Origin of the sequence: Domibacillus sp. DTU_2020_1001157_1_SI_ALB_TIR_016 (genome assembly GCF_032341995.1) — a bacterium.
Lineage (GTDB): Bacteria > Bacillota > Bacilli > Bacillales > Domibacillaceae > Domibacillus > Domibacillus indicus_A.
Genome location: NZ_CP135439.1, coordinates 3,134,165 through 3,159,304, shown reverse-complemented (window position 1 = coordinate 3,159,304; position 25,140 = coordinate 3,134,165). Strand labels below are relative to the sequence as shown.

Genomic DNA, 25,140 nt, shown 5'->3' with positions numbered 1-25,140 from the left:
TCCATCCCTCCCAGTCAATAAAAAAAGCCACGAAAAAACCAGCGCCCATGCTGATTTTTCGTAGCCTGGAATTTACGGTCCCAAGTAGAGACCCCCAGCCCGTATCGCTGGGGATATACGAAAAAGGTATCTTATCATTAGAATAAGAGGAAGCGGGAGACGCTTCAACTGAAGTGGAAGAAAACCTTACATTGTTTTTTTCTGTTACTCGGAAAACGTGATTATTCAGGTGAATGATTGGGAAGGAAGTACATTCGTAAGCGGCTTTGAAAAAGCCGGTTCCTTTATGAATGTAAAAAATCATTTAGAGAGCGCGCTCAAGGCTATTGTTGTCCGACGGATGAGTATTTCGCTTTCTTTGGACGAAGTTGGAATTCCTGCATATGAAAAAGCCCGGGACAGCTCCCGAGCTTTTTCAAGCATTCAGCAGGTGTTTGATACGGAGGGCGAGGCGGACCTGCAGGGAAAAATCAGGGTCTTTCAACGAAATACCGAGCAGCTCTTCACATTTCTCCAGCCGGTACACAACTGTGTTACGGTGGACAAACAGCCGCTTGGCCGTTTCGGAAATATGGCAATGGCTTTCCATATAAACAAACAGTGTCTCCAGCAGCGATCTTTCTTCTTCTAGATTATTCAGCTTTAACTGCTGGACTGTGTGTTTATAAAACTGGCTTAAGTCTTTTGGCGGTAGCATCCGCAGCAGCTCGTTTACATCCTTTGTCCGGTGGAAGTGAATGGAGGAAGGGCCGCTGGACAGCCGATTTGTTTTTAAGGCATCGCGCGCTTCTTTATACCCCTGCTGGACAAATAGGAGAGAAGAGCATAAATGACTGACACCAAAAGAAATGGTCATGTTATGTTCCCGGCTGAGCCGGCTTTGCAGCTTTTCTAAAAAAGAAGCCGTAAATAAATGGGTGTCTTTCATATGATCGGGTACTTTTGACAGAATGATTACGGTGTCTCCTTTTGTAAATAAGTCGCAGGGAATATCCATTGTGTGCAGTTCTTTTTCGAAAAAATAATAGACTTCATCCAGTTCCTTCTGGTTCGTGTAATAAGACCATTCTTCTTCCGGTGCATCGATTCGGCCAACCGCGCACACGTATTTTTGTTTTAAAGGCAGGTCGAATTCTTTTGCACGGCTGATCGTTTCCTCTTCGCTTGAAAAAGCGTCATCTAAAAAATTGGAGAAAAACTCATTACGAATACGGCGGGTAGACTGTTTTACGGCTTCTTCTTTCAACAGCTCAAATGAGATCACATTGAGTGCTTGTTCGATCGTAAGAAGTTTCACCTGCTCTGTTGGATAAACAAAGCCTTTGAGCAAAAGCAGGGCAGCTTTTTTCTCGTGTGTGTAAACGGGAAACAGTGTGTAGCTCTCTTTCTGGTCCAGCGTGCTGAACATGGTAAAAGCAGAGCTGGCCGGAAGAAAAGAGCCGTGCTTAGACGCCCATTTCTTAAACGGCAAAAAAGCTTCAGCCAGCGAATGATCGCCGGCAATGGCAGAAAAGTACGCTGTCGATAAAAAAGCCTGGTGGCCGGTAAGCTCTGTTAAGTTTGCAAGCAGCGCATTTAATCCTTTTCCGCTTATGATATGGCTTGAAAACAGCTTGTGCGTTTCGATTGCGCCCCGAAGCTCGCTCGTTCTCTTATCTAAAATAATATTAAGTATTTGATTGACGGTTTCACCGAGTGACCAGCTTTCAGGAATTTCAACAATCGGAAACCCAAGCTGATCTGCGAGCTGGATTGCTTCTTTTGGAAGCTGGCCGAAAAAACGCTTTGTTTTAATAAAAAGGGCAGCGCAGTTTTTCTGGGCCATTTGCTCAATCAAGCTGATCAGCTCGCCTGGCTTATCTTTAACGTGATAACCGGTCGTCACGAGCAGGTCGTTCGACTTTAGATAAGGGAGAATATCCGGAGCATCCATCATCGTCACATTCGTAATATCATTTGCCATCCCTCTGGCGCCCGCGGCTAATAAAATATCTTGAAAAGGAGCGTGGGCAAGCAAGGTTTGTAATTTCAACTGAAACACTCCCTAAAAATTTAAATTATGTAATATTATATAACACAAATTATTAATAAATTGTGAAAAAGAAGAAAAAAATCTAATGTTTTGGTCATTTAAACCAGTGACAATACATAATTTTCCTTGTAAACTAATCATATGTTATTATTCATTACACAATTAAGTTAGAAAAGGGCGTGAGTGAAGTGCTGACTATGAAAGCAGTAAACGAAATGAAAAAAGTGATGTTTGTCCAGCACTTCGGCAGCGTATTTGAACATTCACTTTGGGTAGCAGAACAGGCGGTGCGGGATCGTCCATTTAAGTCTGTGCAGACTCTGTACGATAAGATGACCGCTGTTGTCCAGGAAGCGTCTCGTTCCGATCAGCTGGCTCTGCTTCGAAACCATCCGAATCTTGGGGCAAATATGAAAATGACCGACGCTTCTGTGAAAGAGCAGAAAGCTGCCGGGCTGACTTCTTTGTCAAAAGAGGAATTTGATCAGTTTTCTCTATTAAATGAGGCATACACCCAAAAGTTCTCTTTTCCTTTTATCATGGCAGTGCGAGGCAAAACAAAAGAAGAAATCTGCGTTCAGATGAAGCAGCGTCTTCAAAACGATAAGGAAACGGAATTTGAAACAGCATTAGCAGAAGTGTTTAAAATAGCCGGATTCCGAATTGAAGACATTGTCATCCAGGAAGAACCCAGCGCATGCCAGCCGTGACCACCCGGGTTTTAAATGAAAGGCAAGGACGGCTGGGCAGACCCGCTCCTTTCATCAGCCCAATTTAAGAATAGAAGAAGTGAGAAAGGGGGCTGTGATTTTTTTGAACCAGTGCCCTTTTTTGGACTATACACTGGAGGGAAACGATATGGAAGATATTCATGAATTGCTTGATGCCATGGATGCCTCCACTGTTGGTGGTGTAATGGCGGCGGTCGTTAAAGTCACAGGCTCTGCTTATAAAAAAGAAGGAGCAGCGATGCTGTTTAAACCGGATGGCACGCAGGTCGGCCTGCTTAGTGCGGGCTGCCTGGAAGAAGATTTAAATGAACGGCTGAAAACAGTGGATCAGCCGTACGGCGAATTTGTATACGATATGCGCGGTGAGGATGATTTTTCCTGGGGAGAGGGCTCGGGCTGCAACGGGGTTATCCATGTATGGACAGAACGGCTGGATGAAGAATATACGGCCCACCTGTTGCAGTTAAAAGAAGTGCTAAGGTCCGGACAGTCCGTTTTTATGATTAAAAAGCGCGGCGTCCGCCCCGGTTACCTTTTTATTCCCGATTCGGGACGCGCGTTTGGTCAGTGGGAGGGAGAAGTACCAGACGACTGCCGGGTTATTGAGCGTGGCATGTTTTTTAGTAAAGCGCTCGACAGTGAAGTGTATGTACACAAAATTCGTCCAAAGCGGAGGCTTGTTGTATTTGGGGCAGGGCCAGATGCGCGGCCGCTCGTTTCGTTCGCAGCGGCCGCTGGATTTTCGGTTACAGTTTCCGACTGGCGCCCGGCGTTTTGTTCTGCTTTTCATTTTCCTGGTGCTGAAAAACACATGGTCGGTTTTCCGAGCGAAGTGCTTTCTTCTATCGCTTTAAAACCAGAAGACTGTGTGGTCGTGATGACGCATAACTTCAAACGGGACCGGGAGCTGATCGAGGCGTTAAGGGAACAAGAGCTTCGGTATTTTGGTATTCTCGGTGCCCGAAAAAGAACGGCCCGCTTGTTTGGGGCTGAGGCCATTCCTTCACGGATTGCTTCTCCAGCCGGCTTGTCAATTGGAGCGCAGGGAGCCGAAGAAATTGCGATTAGTATTGTCGCTCAGCTGATTCAAGTGAGCCATTCCATTGGGCTGCGGGAAGCAGCTTGTTTATGAGCAGGCCGATTGTTGGTATTTTGCTTGCTGCCGGAAACAGTGTCCGGATGGGGTGCGATAAGCTGGCGCTGCCGCTTGGCAGTACCACGATTGGCAGTGCTTCACTGAATGCGGCTCTTTCCTCTGCGCTGGATCATGTTATTGTGGCAGGGAAAAGAGAGAGCCGGGCCGGCTGGATTGGGCCCGCTTTTTTTAAAAAAGAGAATTGGTCGTATGCCGTCTGTGACGAAGCCAGTCGCGGGCAGGCGCATACACTTTCATTTGGCTTGAGGGCCGCAGAACAAATGAATGCGCAGGCAGCGGTGATTCTTTTGGCAGACCAGCCGTTTACCAGGGTGGAATTAATCAATCAAATCGTCCGCACATACAAAAAAACAAAGGCTCCTTTTGTGGCAGCTCGTCTGGATGGTATTCCGCGCCCGCCTGTTCTTTTCTCGAACGGCTGTTTCCCTGTGCTGCAGGAGCTAAAGGGAGACCGGGGAGCGGGCAGTTTGCTGAAGCAGCCTTTTTTTGCGCGGCACGGACGAATGATTGATTGCCAAGAATCCCGTTCTTTTTTTGATATTGATACGATGCAGGACTATAAACAAGCGGCCGGGAGAGGATGGAATGACAATGCAAATGCCGGTGCCAACATCTGTCTGGCAGCCACAGAGTCTCGAGGAAGCGAGGTCTTTAAAGAAAGAGCTTGACGGAATATCGCGGTTTATTGCGGGTGGAACACTTATGCAAATGCAGCGGGAGCAGGGCCTATCCTTTCCTCCTCATTTAATCAGCCTGGAAGGAATTCGGGAACTCGCAGACATTGAGGAAACGGTCGACGGTTCGATCAGAATAGGGGCGCTGACCGACCTGGAAACGTGCCGGAATCATCCGCTTGTAAAAGAAAAGTGCCCGGTTTTATCAGAAGCGATCAGCACCATTGCCTCGCCAGCTGTGCGTAACCGGGGTACGATCGGCGGCAATATCCTTTATGGCGTCGGTGATGCCATTCCGGTCTTACTGGCACTTGATGCGCGCCTTTCGTGGTTTTGTGAAAACGGCATTCGGTCTGAATGGATATATGATTATGTAAGTGAGCAGGAATCTCCGGCAGCATCCGCCATTTTAACAGATATTACGGTTTCTTCTCCTATAAAAGGGCGCTGTTTTTTTCGGAAAGTCGGACGGAGAGAAGCGTTTATTCCATCTGTTGTGACGGTTGCCATGTACAGAGAAATGACAGATGAACAGACCATTAAAGAAATTCGGATGGTGGCGGGCGGCGGAGTAAACACACCGCGTCGTTTGAAGGTGTGTGAGAGAGAGCTCATTGGAAAGGAACTGACGGATGATGTGCTGGCGTCACTGTCAGAAAGCATCAAGGAAGAATCGGCTTTGATTGGTGATGTGTTCGCCTCAGCGGATTACCGTCGCACTGTCACAGCCAATCTGCTGTTAGCGGCTTTGCAATCTGACCAATAAAAACGGGAAAGGAGATTGGCTATGAAGAAAAAAATCCGGCCGGACGGCAAAGAGAAAGTAACAGGCCGCTTAAAATATTTAACGGATCTTACATTTCCAGAGATGCTCTGGGCAAAAGTGCTAAGAAGCGCTTACCCTCATGCCCGTATCCTCTCCCTCTCCACAGAGAAAGCCCGTCAGCTGCCGGGTGTACAGGCGGTTATTACTCACGAAGATGTGCCTGCCTTAAACGGATTTGGCATCGTTACCCCGGATCAGCCGGTTTTATGTAAAGATACAGTTCGATATGTGGGAGATGCGGTTGCAGCCGTTGCTGCAGAGTCGGTAGAAATTGCTGCAAGAGCGCTTGAACTGATCGAGGTGCACTATGAACCGCTTCCTGTAGTGGACAGTCCAGAAAAAGCATTGGCCAAGTCGGCTCCTCTCCTTCATCCAGGCGGCAATATCCTTCACCGTGCCGGCTTTCAAAAAGGCGATATCCAAACAGCGTTTTCACGATGCGTAAACATTGTAGAAGAAACATATGAAGTTCCCCGGCAGCTTCATGCTTATATGGAAACAGAAGGCGGCGTTATTGTTCCTGAAAAAGACGGGACGCTGACAGTATATGTCGGTACACAGCACGGTTTTAAAGACCGATTTCAATTATCTCGCATTTTAGGCATGCCGGAAGAAAAAATTCGGATTATTTCCAGTCCGATGGGCGGCTCATTCGGTGGAAAAGATGAATTGAATATTCAGCCGTATGGGGCGCTGCTTGCGCTTGCAACAGGCAGGCCGGTGAAAATTCACCAAACAAGGCAGGAATCCATACGTTCAAGCATTAAACGGCACCCGATGAGCATTACGATGAAAACCGGCGTCGATCAAAATGGGCGGCTGCTTGCCCATCAAACAACGATTACAGCCGATACAGGGGCCTACGCTACATTAGGACCGGCAATTTTAGACTTCGCTGTTGAGCATGCATGTGGCCCGTACATGATTGAGGCAGTAGACACAAAGGGTGTCTCTGTTTTTACAAACAATGGTGTTTCCGGGGAGTTCCGTGGATTTGGAGGCAATCAGATTACTTTTGCATTGGAAGGGCAGATGGACCGGCTGGCTGCTGCAATGGGGATAGATGCCTTGGAACTGCGGCGGCTTAATATCCGCCGTGAACAGGACCCTGGACCGCTCGGACAGCGGATTGTCCAGACAAATGGTGCTTTAGAGGTATTAGAGTCGGCTGCCCAAGTATACCAGGATAAAAAGCAGCAGAGGCCGAAAGAGAGCGAGTGGAAGCGGACCGGCATCGGCATGGCTGTGACGATGCACGGCGGCGGGCTTGGCTTTGGGAGAATGGACCCTGCCGGTGGTCGGCTTTCTTTAAAAGAAAATGGAAAGGTTGAAATTGCCTTTGGATTTGAAGAAGCGGGACAGGGAATTCTGGCTGTGATTGAAGCAGTGACAACAGAAGAACTAGGATGCCGAAAAGAAGACCTTTCCATTGTCATTGGAGATACGGCTCTCGTTCCTTCGTCCGGTTCCACTACCGCTTCACGCGGAACAAGTATGGTCTGGCATTCACTCCAGCGGTTAAAGGGGTCTTTTATAAAGCGGGTGCTTGCACGGGCCGTTCAAAAAACGGGTGCAGAAGAGAGTGTGCTGTCGATTGGACCGGGCGGTGTTTGGAAGAATGGAAAATGCGTGCTTTCCTTTGAATCTCTTGCAGCCGGCGAAGAGCCGATTGTGGTTTCCACCCAGTTTGATTTTCCGGTTTCTCCGGATGCAATTGACTCGGCTCACTACTTATACACGTACAGCGGTGTAGTGGCCCAGACAGAGGTTGATCTTTTAACCGGAAGAATAAAAGTAACCGGACTGCATCAGTCTACAGCAGCCGGCCCTGTTGTAAATGAAATGGGCTATAGGGGACAAATTGAGGGCGGCGGCGTGATGGCGCTTGGCTACACTTTAATGGAAGACGTGGTGATGACAGAAGGGCAGTATGCGACAGAAAACTTCGATTCTTATTTAGTTCCAGGCATTCAAGATGTACCGTTTGAACTGGAGCTTGAAGCAATTGAGACGCTTCCTCCTGGAGATCATTATGGCCCGCGGGGTGTTGGCGAAATTGGAACGGTAGCCGTAGCGCCGGCAATCGCCAATGCGATCTACGATGCAATCGGCTTTCGGGTCAGCCGTCTGCCGGTAAAGCCGGAGGCTGTGCTGCAGTCGATGGAGAGGGGTGTTCTGCATGAAAACCAATCCTGAAAAAGCAGGCGCTGAAGTGATGCGGCTGTCCTTTCGGCTAAATGGGGAGCCTGTTCAATTAACCGTTCCGCCTGTTATGAAAGCTGTTGATTTAATCCGAAATGAGCTTGGTCAAACCGGCACGAAAATTTCATGCGGCATCGGACGCTGTGGAGCCTGTTCGGTTTTGATCAATGGTAAACTGGCTGTTTCGTGCCTGACACTCGCTTATCAGCTTGAAGGGGCTTCGGTGGAAACGGTTGAAGGGCTTTCTGATCAAAACGAAGTGCATCCTATTCAAGAAGCATTTCTCGAAGAAGGCGGCTTTCAATGCGGTTATTGCACACCGGGCATGGTCATGGCGGCAAAATGCCTGCTTGAATCAAATCCAAAGCCGAGTGAAGCGGCGATTCAGGAAGCTTTTTCGGGCAATCTTTGCCGGTGCACAGGGTACGGCGGCATCATCCGGTCTGTTCAGCGGGCTTGTTCTTCTTAAATGCTGTTAAATCATTCTAACATAAGCTGTTTCTTTTATTTGAATACGGGTGGAAGCGGCGTCCATTCAAAGGAGAAAGCAGCCGGATCTATGGATAAAAAAACAAGCAATGAGCCAAAGAAGCTTCTTTGGCTCATTGCTTGTTAAGAGGAAAACAAATGGGCGGACTGCTGTAAGTCTTTTAGTGCTGTCTCTAAATTTGCTTTTACATCCAATTCGCCCACATGAATACCAAGTGTCACCATTGTTTGGGCCACTTCAGGACGAATACCGATAAGGGATGCCCTTACGCCGAGCAGGGACAAGGCCTCGATCACCTTGAAAATTTGATCGGCAACCATCGTATCAACCGTTACGACACCAGACAGGTCAAGAAGAAGGTGGGAAAGCTTAAGCTGGGCAGCTTTTTGCAGCCCTTCCTCCATCAGAAGGGCTGCCCGTTCTGTGTTCATGCTGCCAATCAGCGGAAGTACAGCTACTCCTTTTGTGATTGGCACAACCGGCACAGAAAGTTCCAAAAGTGCCTGAGCCGATTGCTCAAGTGTTTTTCGATGAAACTTCACATAAGTGATGCTTAACGCATAAACGGCTTGATCAAGCAGCGGATCGATAAGGGAGATGCTGTCAAAAACAGTTTCAATAGACATTTGCTTCTGCTTCATTTCCTGCTTTAATACATCCCAAATAGCCGTCCGGTATATCGTTGTGGTCTGCAGTACATCATCCATTGGCGCATTCAGGCTGCAGGCGATCTCTCCAGTTTTTGCTCCCCATTTGCCAAAGCGTTTTAAAGAAATTTCGTGATCAGGCTGTTCGATTAAAGTGTCTGCGAACATTTGAATAAATTGGGCACGGTGTTCGATTGCCCGTTCCTTCTCCCAGTTGGCTTTTTCTTGAATACTTGTTATATGCGATAGGCTTTGATGAATTTCCTGGGCAATTTCATATTTTACCTCAGACAGTTTCTTTCCAAGAATTCGAATTTCGTCATTCATTTTAACGGCCCCCAGAAAATAGATGCTATACGTACAAAGATACACCGTTTTTCCCTGATTTGGAATGCGAAAATCATAAAAAGCCGTGAACAAAATGAACAAAATATTGACAATGTTCTAGAGATTGAGATAAATAAAAGAAAGAGTTTTTCCATTAGAAAGCGGGAGGTTACATGTTAATTCTTTGGAGGCGGCCTAAGCTGCTCGGACAGATGATTGGTCTTATTTCTATGGTCGTTTTTTTAACGATTCTTTTTGTAAGCGCTATCTTCTTTACTCTTATGGGAGATTTGGCTGAAAAGTCACTGGGCAGCCAGGCGATGACAGTGGCTAAAATGGCTGCTCAAAATGAGACGATTATCCAGGCATTTGATGATCCAAATCCGCCTCTGCGCATTCAGCCTATTGCTGAAAGCATCAGGCAGTCAACTGGCGCAGGATATGTCGTGATCGGCAATAAACATAACGTCCGTTATTCCCATCACATAACAAAACATATCGGTAAAAAAATGGGGACGAGCAGCAGGGAAAGTCTCTCAGCAGGAAAATCTGTCGTGTACAAGGGGACAGGTATCTCGGGTTCAGCCATTAAAGCGAAAGCCCCTATTTACAACAAAAAGGGAGAAATCATTGGAGTGGCTTCCGTCGGTTTTTTAACAACAGAAGTAGATAAAGCGAGAAATGCCTATTGGTTAAAGCTGTTATGTTTCACCCTGTTTATTAGCTTATTTGGCATAACAGGAGCTGTTACGATAGCGAAACGGGTGAAAAAATTGATTTTTAATTTAGAACCGGAAGAAATTTCTTTTTTATTTAAAGAAAAAGAAGCTACCCTTGAATCTATTCGGGATGCAACCATTGCAGTAAATAACGATCATCACATAACGTCTATCAACAAAAGAGCGAGAAATCTGCTGGAGGGGCAAATTAGCGAGAAAGGAAAAATAACAAACAGCCGCCTCGTTGGGATGGCTGAATCGATCATCGACCAAAAAACAAGCATTGTGCGGCAGCGGTTTTTGTTTGGGCATCAGCTTTATGTAGCGGATGGCGCGCCGATTTGGCAGAATAATCAAACAAAGGGGGCGGTTTTAACGATCCGCCCTGTATCAGAAATCGAGAAAATAGAGGAGGAAATGTCAGCGGTCAAAAGCATTACCGACAACATCCGGGCCCAAAATCATGAGTATTTAAATAAATTAAACACCATCTATGGATTGATAGTGTTAGAGCAATATGACGAAGCAAGGTCATTTATAGCAGACGAAGTAAAAGAGCGGCAGGATGTCGTTGTGTTTTTAACTTCCTCTGTAAAAGACCCGTATATTGCGGCTTGTCTTCTTGGCAAAATCCACCGCTCCAAGGAAATGAAAGTTCATTTTCAGATAGATGAAGACAGCAACTTATCCGTTGTGCCGTCTTCTTTTGACACCAAGCTGTTTGTAACGGTGTTAGGAAATATGATTGATAATGCGATGGAAGCAGCTGTACGGTTAAGGGGAGACGAAGCGGTAGTCCGTGTTTCGTTTACTGATATCGGCCATGAACTCATTTTTGATATTGAAGACAACGGTCCGGGTATTCCGCTTGAAGAGCAGGACCGGATTTTTGAAGAAGGATTTACGACAAAGGATGGGGACAATCACGGAATTGGACTGGCGATTGTGAAAAATACACTGCAGAAGCTAAAAGGAGATCTTTATCTTTCAAAAAGCTCCTTTGGCGGTGCGCAATTTACTATTACCATTCCAAAGGCGTAAACAAAGGGGGAACCGCTTTTATGGTACCGATTAAAGTAATGATTATCGAAGACGATGAGACTACAATCAATATTTATAAAAAGTTTGTGCAAAAGGTAGATGGATTTGAAATTGTAGCATCTGCAAGCCTGGGAAAGCAGGCGTTGGAATTATTAAACGTATTTACACCGGATCTTATTTTGCTTGATGTTTACCTGCCTGATATGAACGGAACTGATTTGTTGTGGGAAATCCGCAAAGAAGTGCGGAGTGTGGATGTCATTATGATTACGGCTGCCAATGATGTTCGAACCGTTAGTGAAGCCATTCGGGGCGGTGCGTACAGTTATATGCTGAAGCCCATTATGATCAACCAATTTTTATCTACGCTCGAGCAGTACAAAGAAACAAAAAAGAAACTGTCTCAATCTGCTCTTATTGAGCAGGGAGAAGTCAATCGTTTTTTTGGCATTATGAGCCAGGCGGCCGGAGCCGAATATGTAGAGCAAACGGACCAGCTGCCAAAAGGAATTGATAAACATACGCTGAAAAAAGTACGTACGCACTTACATGAAGCTTCTTCAAGCATTAATGCGGAAGAAACAGCACGCGCGACTGGTGCCAGCAATTCCACTGTGCGAAGATACTTAGAATATCTCGTGGCAGCTGAAGAAGCAGAAGTGGAAATTATGTATGGAACGATTGGCCGTCCGGAACGAAGATATCGAAAAAAGTAAAAAGGTGCCCCACATATGTGGAACACCAGCGCTTAATTTCGTTGAACCAGGACCATCCATTCATCAATTTGAAAGGATGCAATGCTTTCACCCTGCATTTTTACTGAAAAGTACGTGGAAACAGACGTGTCTGCAGAGAGAAGGTGAGCATCCACTTCCTGAACCTGCTCAGGAGAAGCGGTCGTGCGGTGGACCCATTCCGGATAGCCAAGTTCTTTTTTGCGCACCTGCTCTTTTATCAGGCTGAATCCGGCTTCTTGAAACCAGCCCTTCCATTGGAGAATGGTATAACTGCGCACATGGCTATAGTCACGCAGAGATTCCAGCCGATTCACAAAAGCATCCAGGGCCGGGTCTTCAGGTGCAATATTATCAATTAAAACGAAGCGTCCGCCCGGCTTTAGCACGCGGGCCGCTTCCTGTACAAATAGACGTGGATTCGGAAAGTGATGAGCAGCAATCCGGCAGGTGACTGCATCAAACGTATGCGGCAGAAACGGGAGCGCTTCTGCATCTGTTGCGACGTAAAAGATATTATTGGCAGATGATGCCAAATGCTTTTGGGCGGCTTCAAGCATCGGTACAGTTAAATCAGTGGCAAACACATGAGCAGCATGAGGGGCCAGCGCTTTCGCTGCATGGCCGCCTCCTGTTGCAATGTCCAGGACAAGAGAATCGGGACCAATCTCCAGCCATTCAGGGAGAAGGGCAAGATCCGTTCCTGTTGAATGGGTACTGCTTGTAACGTAGTGTTCGGCTGATTTCCCAAACTGGCTTTTCACCCGCTGCTTGGCTGTTTCTGTTGATTCTTGCAAAAAGATTCCCCCTCCTCAAGCAGAATAAGCTTATTTTTGCATATTAAGCGATTCTAAAATCTCCTGTACCAATTTCTCTTGTTCTTCTAGGAAAGCCGTGAATTCCTCAGAATTTTTATAGCCGTCTTCCCATCCGTTTGTTTCAAGAACTTTCTGCCATTCTGGTGTTTTCACCATTTCTGAAAGTGTTTTGTTCCAGTAATCAACCGCGTAGTCCGGCATTTCTTTCGGCCCAAACAAACCGCGCCAAATCGTAAATTCTGCATCAATTCCGGCTTCCTTGTATGTTGGAATATCCGCATATGTGCCTTTTAACCTCTCTGGAGAAGATACGCCGAGAACACGAACTTTTCCTGCTTTTAAATATTCCCCTGTGCCGGAAATATCTGTAGCAAGCACATCGGCATTGCCGCCGATCAGAGCAGTCATCGCTTCTCCACCGCCATCATAAGAAACATATTTGATTTTCGCAGCGTCAACACCCGCTTTTACAGCAGGGAGCATGGCAACTAAATGATCCTGAGAACCCGGAGACGAGCCGCCTGCCAGTGTTAAACTGTCCGGCTTCGCCTTTAAGTCCTTAAACAGTGATTCTAAATCTTTATACTTTGAATCTGCCGGAACGACAATCGCTCCATAATCTTTCGTAAGTTGGGCGATTGGCGTTAAATCTTTATAGGAATGCGGGCTGTTTCCTTCTTTTTTCAAATTATTAATAAGCAATGGAACAGAAGGAAGAAACAGTCGGTAAGGGTCTTTAGGATCCTGGCTGATAAAATCTGCGAGGCCGACTGCCTGTCCGCCGCCTGGCTTGTTTTCAACCGTCATGGACTGCTCTGTTAATCCCGTTTCATTTAATACTTTCGTTAAAGCGCGTGCAGTTGTATCAAGCCCGCCGCCTGCTCCGGACGGCGCATTAATGACAATCGGCTTTTCTGGATAAGCAGCGCTTTCTTCTTTGCTTCCTCCAGAGGAAGAAGTAGTAGAATTGCTGCACGCTGCTAAACTAAGTGCAAGCGCACCGGCCGTAATCAGACTGCCCCACTTTTTTACCTTGAACGTCACACTCATTAAAATGCCCCCTTTATTTTGGTAACGCTTTCATTCACAAATGGTACCACCAACGAATGAACAGGAATAGTTTCTGCTCATTCATCTCATAAAGATCATTAAACGGCATTAACGTCATATTTTTCATGGAAAATAAATGCTGCATTGAAAATATGATCGTTATTCAAGTTATGAAGAAAAACTTCTATCGGCGGGCAGAAGCTGGTACTTTTTAAGAAAGCGTTTACATTTAAACGAAATAAATGCGGGGGTGTATAAAATGAGCAGGACATTCGATCGTTATGCCAGCATCATCTTTCTTCTAATAGGCGTCTTTTTTATCACAGAAAGCCGCAAAATTGCTGCCACTTCTTATGGAAGCAACGTGGGACCGGATATTTTTCCAATCGGACTCGGCATTTTACTCATTTTATTAAGTATCAAGCTTTTTACCGAAGCCGTAAAAAATAAACAGGAATCAAGAGGAGGAGAAAAGCCGGATTACAAAAGGTTTTTCATTATCTTTGCAGCCGCTATTCTTTACATTGTGCTGCTGGAGCCGCTTGGTTATGTGATTACAACCTTTTTATTTTTGCTAATTGGATTTCAAGTGTTGGAAAGGGGCGGCTGGCTGAAAAGCATTGTGATCGCCGCGGCGTTTTCTTTTGGCGTTTACTATATTTTTGTCGGTCTTTTACAAGGCTCGCTGCCAGGATTTCCGGTTTAAATTAAAGGAGGTGCTTACACATGGATACAGTACAATTTTTAATGAATGGGTTCGGGGTTGCCATGCAGTGGCAAAACTTATTGTTTGCTTTTTGCGGTGTCCTAATTGGAACGGCGGTGGGCGTGCTGCCGGGAATTGGGCCCATGAGCGGCGTGGCTCTTTTAATTCCGATTACCGCAACGCTTACGTCAGGCCTTGACCCGCAAAGCGCTGCCGCCAGTTCGATTATTTTGCTTGCAGGTGTATATTATGGAGCCATGTATGGAGGATCGACTACCTCGATTTTATTAAATACGCCGGGAGAATCTTCTTCAGTTGTAACGGCGCTGGATGGTTACCAGATGGCAAGGCAGGGACGGGCTGGAGCAGCACTTTCTATTTCTGCTATCGGCTCATTTGTGGCAGGGATTGTTTCGCTTCTAGGCTTGACCTTGCTGGCGAAGCCGCTGTCCGAATTAGCTCTTTCATTCGGGCCGGCTGAGTATTTTTCGCTGATGCTTCTAGGCCTGTGTGCAGTCAGCGGACTGGCAGGAAGCTCGATTACAAAAGCACTGATCATGACAGTTGCCGGCCTGCTTTTAGCGACCATTGGAATGGACAATGTATCCGGGGTTTCCCGTTTCACATATGATAACCCTTATTTGTATTCAGGTCTTGAATTCTTAACAGTAGCAGTAGGTTTATTCGCACTTGGTGAAGTATTTCGGACAATTCTGGACAAAGACAATGATGACGGCAAGATCGCCAAAGTAGGACGGATTTTGCCGACAAAACAGGATATGAAAGAAAGCACCGGACCGATCGTCCGCGGCTCACTGCTCGGCTTTTTTATTGGTGTGCTGCCAGGTGCGGGCGCGACGCTTGCCTCTTTCTTTTCTTATATTACCGAAAAGAAAATAAGCAAACGCCCGGAAACATTCGGCCACGGAGCGATTGCGGGCGTAGCTGCACCCGAGTCTGCTAACAATGGAGCATCTGGCGGCGCCATGATTCCGCTCCTGACAATGGGGATTCCGGGCTCCGGCACAACCGCTATTTTGATGGGAGCCCTTATTATGTACAACGTACAGCCGGGTCCGCTGTTATTTGAAGACAACCCGCAGGTAGCATGGGGCTTAATTGCCAGTATGTTTATCGGCAATGTAATGCTGCTTGTTTTAAACATGCCGCTTGTAAAAGTGTTTGCCAAGGTGATTGATACGCCGGCTAAATATTTGCTGCCGATTATTGTGGCGATTTCCATTTTCGGTGTGTATGCCGTACAATTTAATATTTTTGATTTGGCTTTACTGCTTGCCTGCGGACTGCTCGGTTACTTTTTAACAAAAAATGATTATCCGGTCGCGCCGCTCGTTTTAGCGCTGGTGCTTGGTCCGATGATTGAAAATAATATGCGCCGTGCCCTTACTTCTTCCAATGGTGATTTTTCTGTTTTTGTCACAAGCCCGGTGTCACTGCTGTTTCTGCTGATTGGCGCTTTATGGATCAGTATTCCGCTTATTATGAAAATGCGTGGCCGTTCCGTCATTATTAACGAAGAAGATTAAGGGGGAGCCGATATGGAAATCGGAGGGACATTTGCTCGTTTCGTGGTGGAATTAAACAAAGCGGCTCAGCCGTTTCAATCGAGCATCGTGTTAAAAACAGATCATCGCAGCATTGATGTAAAAAGTATTTTAGGACTGACGCATTCCGTTTTAACCTCCAAAACGTTTCAGCTTGAGATTCATGGGCCGGATGAAGAAGAGGCAAAGAGGGAAATGGTAAAAGTATTTCACCAGTTTCATATGCCGGTAGAAGTGAATGAATAAAGGAGCGGTCCGTACAGGACCGCTCTTTTTCTTTGTTTTATAAACTCCGCGGCTAAACACCCTTCGAAATAATCTCCTTTTTCTGCCATAATAAAATGAGGGGGGATCCAATTGCAAAAAATAATGATTATAGAAGATGATGCCAAAATCGCCAGCCTCCTTCAAACACATATTGAAAAATACGGATACGATGTGTACAGGGTAAACGATTTTGAGCATGTAGCCGATGAATTCCATCATTACAAACCGGATTTGGTCCTGCTTGATATTAATTTACCGAGCTTTGATGGCTTTTACTGGTGCCGGCAGATTCGGAAAGATTCTATTTGCCCGGTCTTATTTCTTTCTGCACGGGATGGGGAGATGGACCAGGTCATGGCGCTTGAAAATGGCGGAGATGATTACATCACAAAGCCTTTTTATTATGAAGTGGTTCTGGCAAAAATCCGCAGCCATCTCCGCCGGGCATATGGAGAGTATGCGGCCAAAGCAGAAGAGCGCATTTTACATACAGCTGGCATTATTCTATATCCAGAACGGATGGAACTGGCTTATGAAGAAACAATGACCGTATTGACCGCAAAGGAAGCTTCCATTATCGAAATGCTGATGGAAAGATATCCACGCGTGGCCAGCCGTGAAGCATTGTTGGAAAAGCTGTGGGACAGCCAGACATATGTGGATGAGAATACACTAAATGTCAACATAGCTCGTGTCCGCAAAAAATTCCAGGAAATCGGGGCTATGGAGGCGGTTGAAACAGTTAGAGGAGCGGGTTACAGGCTGAACGTGCCGGGAGAGGAAAAGAGATGAAGCTTTTCCTTCGTGAACATATGATACTGATCATTGTACAGCTGATCCAGTTCAGTACGATTTTTCTTGTGTATTGGCTTGATGGCTACCGGCATATCAAACCCGCTCTGTACGGCTGCTTTTTAGCCGTCTTTTTCCTCGGTGTTTATCTTATATACCGTTATGTGACACACCGTGCTTATTATAACCGGCTGAGCCGCCCAATCGAATCGATGGATGAGTCACTTCAGAAGCTGGAAGAAGCCCCGGTTCCGCAGGCACTTCGCACACTGCTCATGTCTCAATACCGGCAGTACGAAAATAAGGTAAGGGCATTAGAACGTCAGCAGGGAGATCACTTGACGTTTATGAATCAATGGGTTCATCAAATGAAAACCCCTTTGTCTGTTATTGAACTGACCGCTCAGCAAATGGATGAACCTGAATCATTGAGCATCCGGGAGGAAACGGAAAGGATGAGGGAAGGGCTGAACACGGTTCTGTACATGGCGAGACTGCGGACGTTTGAGCAGGATTTTCACATTAAGTCTCTTCAGCTCTCCGTCATGGTTGAGAATGTAATCAGTGAAAACAAGCGGCTGTTTATTCGGAACGGTATTTACCCGAAAGTGTATCTTCAGCGGGATATCATAGCGGAATCCGATGAAAAATGGCTGTTTTTTATTTTGCAGCAGCTTGTGCAGAATGCGGTGAAATATTCAGCTGGAAGAAGCAATGAGCTGCACATTGTTCTTTTTCCCCATTCGGAAGAAGCCGTTATCGAAGTAACCGATTTTGGGGTCGGCATTCCTCAAACAGACATAAAGCGTGTATTTGATCCGTTTTTCACCGGAGCAAATGGACGTCATTTTCGAGAGTCAACCGGTATGGGGCTTTACATAGCCAAAGAAGCGGCAGCTAAGCTTGACCACCGTCTCGATATTCAGTCAAAGCCGGGAGAAGGAACTACTGCACGGATTGTATTTCATTCGTGGCGCAACCTTACATCCTTGTAAGAAAGGTGAAAGAAAAATCGATAGAAGCAGCCGAGTGAAAATCGTACACTGATCTTACAAACGAAACGGAGAGGGGATCATTGTATGCTGAATGTGAAAAATGTAAGCAAAACATATGAAGGAAAAATAGCATACCAGGCGTTGAACGATATTCATTTAACCATTGAAGAAGGAGAGTTTGTCGGTATCATGGGGCCGTCCGGAAGTGGGAAAACCACTCTTTTAAATATGATTGCAACCATTGATGAACCTACCACTGGTGAAATTCTCCTGAATGGAAAAAATCCTCATGAGCTGAAAAAAAATGACCTGGCTAAATTCCGCCGGCGCGAGCTAGGGTTTGTGTTTCAAGATTTTAATCTGCTGCACACACTTACAGTAGAGGAAAATATCGTGCTGCCGTTAACACTTGACGGTGAAAAAGTAGGAGAAATGAAAAGGAAAGCCGCTGCGATAGCCGATCAGCTTGGCATTGCGGGGATTATGAATAAAAGAACGTACGAGATCTCTGGAGGCCAGGCGCAGCGGGCGGCGGTGGCACGGGCGATGATTCACTCACCGAGCCTGCTGCTGGCTGATGAGCCGACGGGGAATCTTGATTCCAAGTCGTCTAAAGCCGTGATGGAGATGCTGGAGGCCATCAACCATAAACAAAAAACAACGATGCTGCTGGTCACACATGATCCGCAGGCGGCCAGCTACTGCCGGAGAGTGATCTTTATCCGGGACGGAAAGCTGTATACGGAAATTCATCGCGGTGATAACCGGCAGGCGTTTTTCCAAAAAATCATTGATACACTTTCACTGCTGGGAGGCGACGCACATCACCTTTCGTCAATTCGCGTTTAACAACGTCTTCCGTAACAAACGTTTGTATGCGGCATACTTTTTAAGCAGCTTGTTTTCCGTTATGGTCTTTTTCACATTTGCCGTTTTTGCTTTTCATCCGGCGCTCGGTCAGGGAGCAATAGTACAATCTGTTTCGATTGCCCTAACGACCGCAGAAGGAATCATTTTTGCATTTGCGTTTTTTTACGTATTGTATTCAATGGGCGCTTTTTTAAAAACACGGAAAAATGAATTTGGTTTATTAATCATGCAGGGCATGTCGCCGGTTCAGCTCCGCTTAATGGTATTCCTTGAAAATCTGCTGATCGGCTTTTTTGCCACTATTGGCGGGATTGGTCTTGGCCTTGTGTTTGCGAAGCTCATTTTGCTGATTGCGGAAAATATGCTGGTGATCGGAACAGAATTGGACTTTTACATGCCGGTTAAAGCTATTGTCCTTACCTTCGCTGCCTTCGCTTTGCTGTTTTTATTTATTTCTTTTTTTACAGCTGCCATTTTGCGAAGCGGGAAATTAATTGATTTGATGAAAAGCAGAAAGCAGTCAAAAGGAGAGCCGAAAGCCTCGAAATGGCTGGCCCTTCTCGTTGTGCTTTTGATTGGCGGCGGTTATGCGGCAGCTCTTCTTGTAGAAGGAATGTACGTCGTCTATGCGCTCGTTCCGGTAGTGATAGTCGTAGTGGCAGGTACTTACTTTTTATTCACACAGTTAAGTGTATACATCATTCGCCGCTTAAAAGAAAAGCCTTCTGTTTTCTGGAAAAAAACGAATATGCTGCTGTTTTCCGATCTATCATTTCGGATGAAGGACAATGCACGGACGTTTTTTATGGTTGCGATTGTTTCGACTGTAGCTTTCAGCGCTATTGGGACATTGTATGGATTTCAATCACTTTTAAATTCTGCCATTAAAGAAGAAAACGCGTACTCGATGAGCTATACACTTTTCGAGCAAAACGAAAAAGTAGAACAGCAGGAAGTCAGCAAAATAAACAAAGTGTTAGAGAGTAAAGGGATAGAAGCCCGGCATGAGCATATGCTTCTGACCTATTTTCAGGTTGAAGGAAACGAAAATCCGTTGTTGATTGTAAAGGTTTCCGACTTTAATCGGTTTGCAGATATGATCGGACAAAAGCCGGAAGTTGTTTCAGCGGATGGCGCAGCTGCGATAGAATATACAAATGAAATGTTTGAGGCATATGAATCAGGAGAGGAACTCACAGATCTTCGAATTCCGCTTTCATCAGGCGGAAGCTTGAAGCCGAATCAGGTGATTGAAACGCATGCTATGCCGGTTTCGAGGGGATTGGTTGTACAGGACTCTGTATTTGAGCAGCTAGGAAAGCCGGTTCAGTCGGAGCCGTTTTATGTATGGATGAGCGATGATTCTTCCAAAAAGTTGGTTGATGCAGGAAGGGTCTTATCAGAGGAACTGCAAAATGGGGAGCAGCCATATTTCTTTGCATCTGACTTTGCTTTGTATACCTTAAACGCCGGCTACGGACCAACATTGTTCGTCGGACTGTTTATCGGCATGGTGTTCTTTATGTCCGCCGGCAGTATTCTTTATTTCCGTTTGTACAGTGATCTTGATGATGACAAAGAAAAATTCAAGGCGATTGCGAAAATGGGCTTAACCGAACAGGAATTGAAAAGGGTGCTGAACCAGCAGATCGCACTTTTATTTTTCTCGCCGATTGTTATAGCGCTCATTCACGGGATTGTTGCGCTGACGGCACTCTCTAATATGTTCTACCAGCCGTTTTTTATCGAATGCATCTATGTGCTTTTGATTTTTACCGCTATTCAAATCGTTTACTTTTTTATTGTCCGCTATTTTTATATCAAACAAATAAAATCCGCCCTATAAGGAGCGGATTTCTTGTTTTATGGTTTAAGGACCACTTTAATACATTCATCTGCGTGATCGTTAAACATTTGATAAGCCTCGCCCGCCTGCTCAAGCGGCACTTTGTGGGTAATGATTTCCGTCGGGTCAATCTCGCCGGCTGTGATTTTCTCAAACAGCTCCGGCATGTAATGGATCACAGGTGCCTGGCCCATTTTTACAGTAATATTCCGCTCAAATAAATAGCCAAGCGGGAACATGTTATACAAAGAACCGTAAACGCCAGTGAGCTGGATTGTTCCGAACTTGCGAACCGCTCTCAAGGCGATTTGGATCGCACTTAATGTGCCGCCCTGCAGCTTGAGTTTTTGCTCGATCGCTTCAACCGGCGATTTTTTTCCGTCCATGCCGACACAGTCAATGACAATATCCGCGCCGCCATTGGTGATTTCTTTTAAATGATCACCCATGTTTTTGTATTCTGAGAAATTAAATACTTCAACGTTATTCATCTTTTTGGCATGAGCGAGGCGATACGGAACGTGGTCCACAGCAATGACCCGCTTTGCGCCTTTCATCCAGGCGAACTTCTGTGTTAATAAGCCAACCGGTCCGCAGCCAAGTACAACGACCGTATCTCCTGCTTTCACGCCGGAATTTTCAACGCTCCAATAAGCAGTCGGTAAAATATCAGATAGGAATAAAACCGATTCATCCTCAAGCTCGCATGATTCCGGAATCACAAAAGGCATAAAGTTTCCATATGGTACGCGCAGATATTCTGCCTGGCCGCCAGGGAAGTTTCCGTAGCGCTGTGTAAAGCCGAAGTAACCGCCCGAATCAATATGAGGGTTGGCGTTGGAGTTGTCGCACTGGCTTTCCATATCGTGGTTACAATAGAAGCACTGGCCGCAGGAAACGTTAAACGGCAGCACCACGCGGTCGCCTTTTTTAACTTTTGTGACGTCCGGCCCGACTTCCTCTACAATTCCCATCGGTTCATGGCCGATTACATAATCGTCTTCTGCCGGCGGCAAGGCACCCTGGTAAATGTGTAAATCAGAGCCGCAAATGGCTGTTGAGGTAATACGGACAATAATGTCTTCCCGCTTTTGAATCGTTGGATCCGCTACATTCTTTACCTGCATGTTCTTAATGCCTTGATAGGTAACTGCGCGCATGAAAAAACCTCCTGATTTTTAGAATAGTTTTCTTTTACCCGTATGACGGAATATTATGCTGAAAAAACGCGTATTCCTTTTAAATGGTACAGGGTTTGTTTCCTGTTATAGTAGAAACAAGGAACATTTAACATAAAGAAAGGCGGATTACAAATGAATCAGTTATATGATTATCATGTATGGGCGAACGAACGAATGCTGGATCATCTGGCTTCATACCCTTCCGTTTTTACCAAACCGATGGCAGGGCCGTTTTCCTCTATCGCTCGGACATTTGAGCATATTTATGACGTAGACCGAATATGGTTTTCAAGGATGAAAGAATCCAGTGAACCGGCAGGCGGCGAAACAACCTTTTCGACTGCGGCAGAAGCGAAAAAAGCTTTTACGGATCTCGGAAAAGAAATGAGCAGGTTTTTACAGGAAGTACGAAGCGGTGATACAATGATTAACTATCGAACGAAAGAAGAGATGCTCTTTCAAAATACGTTATCTGAGCTTGTGACCCATGTGGTCAATCACGGCACTTCCCACCGTGGAAATGTGGTAGCGATGCTGAGAACAGCAGGATATGGGAGCTGCCCGACTGATTTTATTTATTTTTTGCGGGACAATCCATCTACATAAAGTAAAAAAAGGCCGCTTTAAATAAGCGGCCTTTTTTACAGCTATTCTAAATTGGCATGGCGCCCGTACATACGGCCGGAATTCATTCCGCGTTTTTCCATGATCGTTAAAATAAGCGAATCATAAAACAGCAATAAGCTTTGTTCAAACAAAGAACCCATCGGCTGAATCGATTTATTGCTTGTATCGGCTTTTGTCTGAGCAGGAATCTCAATGACGATGTCTGCAATCTGGCCGATCGATGAATCCGGCACGATCGTAATAGCCGCTACATCCGCGCCGATCGACTTGGCTTTCTCCGCCATCGCCACAAGGCTTTTTGTTTCACCCGAGCCAGAACCGACGATAAACAAATCGCCTTCTTCTACATTCGGCGTGATCGTTTCGCCCACAATGTATGGATCCAAGCCGACATGCATCATGCGCATCGCGAAGGATTTTGCCATAAACCCGGAGCGTCCTGCGCCCGCTACAAAGATTTTTTCCGCTTCAAGGATGTGATTTACAAGCTGCGTTGCATCTTCATCACGGATAAGCTGAGCGGTTGTGTGAACCTCCTGCAGAATGCGTTCAAGCTGCTTGGTCATTAAACCGTAACCGTGTCTTTGATAAGCTTCTGCATTTCGGCAGCTGCTGCTTTTTTATCATCTTGGCTTGTGATCCCGCCTCCGACGATAACAAGATCAGGCTGTTCTTTAATCACTTCCGGAAGTGTTTCAAGCTTAATCCCGCCGGCAATCGCTGTTTTCGCATTTTTTACAACGCTTTTAATTGTATGCAGATCTTCAAAGGAGTTTTTACCGACTGCCTGCAAGTCATAGCCCGTATGAACACAGATGTAATCAACGCCAAAGGCGTCAAGTTCCTGCGCGCGTGTTTTAATGTCTTTGACCGCAATCATATCCACAAGAATTTGTTTGCCTTGTTTTTTCGCTTCTTCTACGGCGCCTTTGATGGATGCATCTTCCGCCTGGCCAAGGATGGTCACAATGTCCGCACCTGCTGCTGAAGCTTGTGACACTTCGTAGCCGGCTGCATCCATAATTTTAAGATCCGCCAGCACGTCCAGGTTCGGGAACGCTTCTTTCATAGCTTTAACCGCGTGAAGCCCTTCGTTAATGATAACCGGCGTGCCAATTTCAACGATGTCAACGTGGTCCTGTACTTCCTTCACAAGCTCGATACCTTCCGGAATGTTTACAAGGTCTAACGCTAATTGTAATTTCATGATACATGCTCCTTTTTTGTTTGATATTGTTCATTGTAAAGTGAAGCTGAGCAAAAAAGAAGTACGCACTTTAAACTCATATAGTGCTGAAAAGTATACTGTCCAATAAAAAAAGAGCGTGCTCCGCACACTCTCTTGATTATTTATTATGTCCAATTTCCACAGCAGGTTCATCCACTTGTTCTTCAATAAATTCCTTATATTTCTTGCCCCAATCGTACATCGATTCAAGAATGGGCATTAAAGTCCGGCCCTGGTCCGTCAAGGAATATTCTACTTTTGGAGGCACAACCGGATACACTTCACGGTGAACGATAAAATCCGATTCAAGCTCACGCAGCTGATTCACAAGCATACGCTGCGTAATGCCGGGCATTAACGATTTTAATTCGTTGAACCGTTTTGTTCCTTCTTTCCCTAAATACCAAAGAATCAGCATTTTCCATTTCCCGCCGATCACCGCCAGCGTCAGTTCTTTTTCACAGTTGAATTCTCTTGCGCATACATGTCCCACTTGCAAGCCCCCTTTTCAAACAGTATACAATATGTATGTACAGTTCAAAAAGAAACTTGTTTGGCCGGCAGTTGATATTGGAGCGTTTTACTGAGAAAATAACAAAGAACAGCGGCTAGTATTTTGGATAAGAGAGGGATTACATATGAACATCGCAACGATTGGTACAAGCATGATTACAGAGCGGTTTATTGATGCTATCAGCAAAACAGATGCATTGACGTTTGCTGGCGCTTTCTCCCGTTCGGTCGAAAAAGCAAAGTGGCTGGGAGCACCGCGCATTTTCACAGACCTTGCGGAGCTGGCGTCTGATGAAACCGTTGATGTTGTATACATCGCTTCGCCTAATTCACTTCACTTTGAGCAGGCGCTTTTTTTAATGAAGCATAAAAAGCATATTATTTGTGAAAAACCAATGTTTTCAACGGCTGACCAGTGCAGAGAAGCCTTTCAAACAGCGGAAGAAAACGGCGTATTTTTATTTGAAGCGTTCCGCAATTTGTATACGCCAAACCATGCACGCTTAAAAGAGGCGATTGAAAAAGTCGGTCCGATCCGTCATTCATTTTTGCAGTATATGAAATACTCGTCCCGCTACGATAATGTACTGGCTGGGGAAGAACCGAATATTTTCTCACCGAAGTTTTCCGGGGGTGCGCTTGTTGACTTAGGCGTATATCCGATCAGCCTGGCTGTTTCCTTGTTTGGCAAGCCAGAGCGTATCAGCGCCCATGTGACGATGCTGCCGACAGGTGTGGATGGAAGCGGTTCGGTTATTCTGGATTACGGCACACATGTGTGTACCACAATGTTCTCAAAAATAACGGATTCGTTCCTGCCGGGTGAAATCAGCGGCGAAAACGGCACGATCAGCCTTGATCACGTGGCACCAATTGCAAGCATCCAGTTTACGGATCGTCTTTCAGGGGAGCAGGAACAGCTGGCCGTTGCAGAAGAAGAAAACGATATGATGTATGAAGCAGAAGCGATTGCAGAAGCGATTCAGTCAAATGACCGCAACCTGTATGAGCACTACCGGAACATAAGCGAAATTGTGATCGAGATCACGGAAGAAGCGCGCAGACAGGCCGGCGTCGTCTTTACTTCATAAGAAAAAACGTGT

The 25,140-nt window shown here is 45.8% G+C and carries 25 protein-coding genes and 1 riboswitch; of the genes, 17 read left to right on the top strand and 8 right to left on the bottom strand.

Annotated features, from left to right (window positions below; translation table 11 throughout):
• Positions 1 to 41: 41 nt before the first annotated feature.
• Positions 42 to 141: riboswitch (purine riboswitch) on the bottom strand.
• A 274-nt stretch (positions 142 to 415) separates the two neighbouring features.
• Positions 416 to 2,032: a PucR family transcriptional regulator gene (locus RRU94_RS24275; RefSeq protein ID WP_315693412.1), complete on the bottom strand. Its 1,617-nt coding sequence runs from the start codon at positions 2,030 to 2,032 to the stop codon at positions 416 to 418.
• Positions 2,033 to 2,229: 197 nt separating this feature from the next.
• Here RRU94_RS24275 and uraD point away from each other — a divergent pair, with 197 nt between their 5' ends.
• The 6 genes from uraD (at position 2,230) to RRU94_RS24245 (ending at position 8,090) form a co-directional block, all read left to right on the top strand.
• Positions 2,230 to 2,742, top strand: a complete 513-nt coding sequence (gene uraD / locus RRU94_RS24270; protein WP_315696127.1) for a 2-oxo-4-hydroxy-4-carboxy-5-ureidoimidazoline decarboxylase — start codon at positions 2,230 to 2,232, stop codon at positions 2,740 to 2,742.
• Positions 2,743 to 2,890: 148 nt separating this feature from the next.
• On the top strand, positions 2,891 to 3,895 hold the full coding sequence (locus RRU94_RS24265; protein ID WP_315693411.1) for an XdhC family protein: 1,005 nt from the start codon (positions 2,891 to 2,893) through the stop codon (positions 3,893 to 3,895).
• Positions 3,892 to 4,587 (top strand): NTP transferase domain-containing protein, encoded by a 696-nt coding sequence (locus RRU94_RS24260; RefSeq protein ID WP_315693409.1) that lies wholly within the window; start codon positions 3,892 to 3,894, stop codon positions 4,585 to 4,587. The genes RRU94_RS24265 and RRU94_RS24260 overlap by 4 nt, the downstream gene beginning before the upstream one ends.
• Complete coding sequence (locus RRU94_RS24255; protein ID WP_315693408.1) at positions 4,505 to 5,359, top strand: FAD binding domain-containing protein; 855 nt, start codon at positions 4,505 to 4,507, stop codon at positions 5,357 to 5,359. Before RRU94_RS24260 ends, RRU94_RS24255 begins: the two co-directional genes overlap by 83 nt.
• Positions 5,360 to 5,380: 21 nt before the next feature.
• A complete protein-coding gene (pucD, locus tag RRU94_RS24250) occupies positions 5,381 to 7,615 on the top strand; it encodes a xanthine dehydrogenase subunit D (protein ID WP_315693407.1) in 2,235 nt (744 codons plus the stop codon).
• On the top strand, positions 7,599 to 8,090 hold the full coding sequence (locus RRU94_RS24245) for a (2Fe-2S)-binding protein (protein WP_315693406.1): 492 nt from the start codon (positions 7,599 to 7,601) through the stop codon (positions 8,088 to 8,090). Before pucD ends, RRU94_RS24245 begins: the two co-directional genes overlap by 17 nt.
• Positions 8,091 to 8,233: 143 nt before the next feature.
• Here RRU94_RS24245 and RRU94_RS24240 read toward each other — a convergent pair whose 3' ends face one another.
• Entirely contained in the window at positions 8,234 to 9,085 is an 852-nt protein-coding gene (locus tag RRU94_RS24240; protein WP_315693404.1) for an STAS domain-containing protein, read from the bottom strand.
• Between the two features lie 173 nt (positions 9,086 to 9,258).
• On the opposite strand from RRU94_RS24240, the gene RRU94_RS24235 reads away from it, so the two are divergent.
• Both RRU94_RS24235 and RRU94_RS24230 read left to right on the top strand, forming a co-directional pair.
• A complete protein-coding gene (locus tag RRU94_RS24235; RefSeq protein ID WP_315693403.1) occupies positions 9,259 to 10,845 on the top strand; it encodes a sensor histidine kinase in 1,587 nt (528 codons plus the stop codon).
• 20 nt (positions 10,846 to 10,865) lie between these two features.
• A complete protein-coding gene (locus RRU94_RS24230; protein ID WP_315693402.1) occupies positions 10,866 to 11,561 on the top strand; it encodes a response regulator in 696 nt (231 codons plus the stop codon).
• Positions 11,562 to 11,593: 32 nt separating this feature from the next.
• Here RRU94_RS24230 and RRU94_RS24225 read toward each other — a convergent pair whose 3' ends face one another.
• Both RRU94_RS24225 and RRU94_RS24220 read right to left on the bottom strand, forming a co-directional pair.
• Complete coding sequence (locus tag RRU94_RS24225) at positions 11,594 to 12,376, bottom strand: class I SAM-dependent methyltransferase (RefSeq protein WP_315693401.1); 783 nt, start codon at positions 12,374 to 12,376, stop codon at positions 11,594 to 11,596.
• Positions 12,377 to 12,406: 30 nt separating this feature from the next.
• Positions 12,407 to 13,447 carry a tripartite tricarboxylate transporter substrate binding protein gene (locus tag RRU94_RS24220; RefSeq protein WP_315693400.1) on the bottom strand — a complete coding sequence of 347 codons (1,041 nt, stop codon included), beginning with the start codon at positions 13,445 to 13,447 and terminating at the stop codon, positions 12,407 to 12,409.
• Between the two features lie 259 nt (positions 13,448 to 13,706).
• On the opposite strand from RRU94_RS24220, the gene RRU94_RS24215 reads away from it, so the two are divergent.
• The 7 genes from RRU94_RS24215 to RRU94_RS24185 all read left to right on the top strand — a co-directional run bounded on the left by RRU94_RS24215 (position 13,707) and on the right by RRU94_RS24185 (position 20,488).
• Positions 13,707 to 14,153, top strand: coding sequence for a tripartite tricarboxylate transporter TctB family protein (locus tag RRU94_RS24215; RefSeq protein ID WP_315693399.1), 447 nt, complete (start codon positions 13,707 to 13,709; stop codon positions 14,151 to 14,153).
• Between the two features lie 20 nt (positions 14,154 to 14,173).
• A complete protein-coding gene (locus RRU94_RS24210; RefSeq protein ID WP_315693397.1) occupies positions 14,174 to 15,700 on the top strand; it encodes a tripartite tricarboxylate transporter permease in 1,527 nt (508 codons plus the stop codon).
• Positions 15,701 to 15,712: 12 nt separating this feature from the next.
• Positions 15,713 to 15,964 (top strand): HPr family phosphocarrier protein, encoded by a 252-nt coding sequence (locus RRU94_RS24205; RefSeq protein WP_315693396.1) that lies wholly within the window; start codon positions 15,713 to 15,715, stop codon positions 15,962 to 15,964.
• A 111-nt stretch (positions 15,965 to 16,075) separates the two neighbouring features.
• Entirely contained in the window at positions 16,076 to 16,777 is a 702-nt protein-coding gene (locus RRU94_RS24200; RefSeq protein ID WP_315693395.1) for a response regulator, read from the top strand.
• Positions 16,774 to 17,772 (top strand): sensor histidine kinase, encoded by a 999-nt coding sequence (locus RRU94_RS24195; RefSeq protein ID WP_315693393.1) that lies wholly within the window; start codon positions 16,774 to 16,776, stop codon positions 17,770 to 17,772. The genes RRU94_RS24200 and RRU94_RS24195 overlap by 4 nt, the downstream gene beginning before the upstream one ends.
• 84 nt (positions 17,773 to 17,856) lie before the next feature.
• Entirely contained in the window at positions 17,857 to 18,621 is a 765-nt protein-coding gene (locus RRU94_RS24190) for an ABC transporter ATP-binding protein (protein WP_315693392.1), read from the top strand.
• Positions 18,596 to 20,488 (top strand): FtsX-like permease family protein, encoded by a 1,893-nt coding sequence (locus RRU94_RS24185; RefSeq protein WP_315696125.1) that lies wholly within the window; start codon positions 18,596 to 18,598, stop codon positions 20,486 to 20,488. Before RRU94_RS24190 ends, RRU94_RS24185 begins: the two co-directional genes overlap by 26 nt.
• Before the next feature lie 17 nt (positions 20,489 to 20,505).
• Here RRU94_RS24185 and RRU94_RS24180 read toward each other — a convergent pair whose 3' ends face one another.
• Positions 20,506 to 21,648 carry a zinc-dependent alcohol dehydrogenase gene (locus RRU94_RS24180; protein WP_251273445.1) on the bottom strand — a complete coding sequence of 381 codons (1,143 nt, stop codon included), beginning with the start codon at positions 21,646 to 21,648 and terminating at the stop codon, positions 20,506 to 20,508.
• Positions 21,649 to 21,801: 153 nt separating this feature from the next.
• On the opposite strand from RRU94_RS24180, the gene RRU94_RS24175 reads away from it, so the two are divergent.
• Positions 21,802 to 22,275: a DinB family protein gene (locus tag RRU94_RS24175; RefSeq protein WP_315693391.1), complete on the top strand. Its 474-nt coding sequence runs from the start codon at positions 21,802 to 21,804 to the stop codon at positions 22,273 to 22,275.
• Between the two features lie 41 nt (positions 22,276 to 22,316).
• Here RRU94_RS24175 and hxlB read toward each other — a convergent pair whose 3' ends face one another.
• From hxlB to RRU94_RS24160, 3 genes are all read right to left on the bottom strand, one after another.
• Positions 22,317 to 22,862: a 6-phospho-3-hexuloisomerase gene (gene hxlB / locus RRU94_RS24170; protein WP_315693390.1), complete on the bottom strand. Its 546-nt coding sequence runs from the start codon at positions 22,860 to 22,862 to the stop codon at positions 22,317 to 22,319.
• Complete coding sequence (gene hxlA / locus RRU94_RS24165; RefSeq protein WP_315693389.1) at positions 22,862 to 23,503, bottom strand: 3-hexulose-6-phosphate synthase; 642 nt, start codon at positions 23,501 to 23,503, stop codon at positions 22,862 to 22,864. Before hxlA ends, hxlB begins: the two co-directional genes overlap by 1 nt.
• 139 nt (positions 23,504 to 23,642) lie before the next feature.
• The gene (locus tag RRU94_RS24160) at positions 23,643 to 24,017 is read right to left on the bottom strand and encodes a winged helix-turn-helix transcriptional regulator (RefSeq protein WP_251273441.1); all 375 of its coding nucleotides are present in this window, start codon (positions 24,015 to 24,017) and stop codon (positions 23,643 to 23,645) included.
• A 145-nt stretch (positions 24,018 to 24,162) separates the two neighbouring features.
• Here RRU94_RS24160 and RRU94_RS24155 point away from each other — a divergent pair, with 145 nt between their 5' ends.
• Entirely contained in the window at positions 24,163 to 25,128 is a 966-nt protein-coding gene (locus RRU94_RS24155; protein WP_315693388.1) for a Gfo/Idh/MocA family protein, read from the top strand.
• Positions 25,129 to 25,140: the final 12 nt, after the last annotated feature.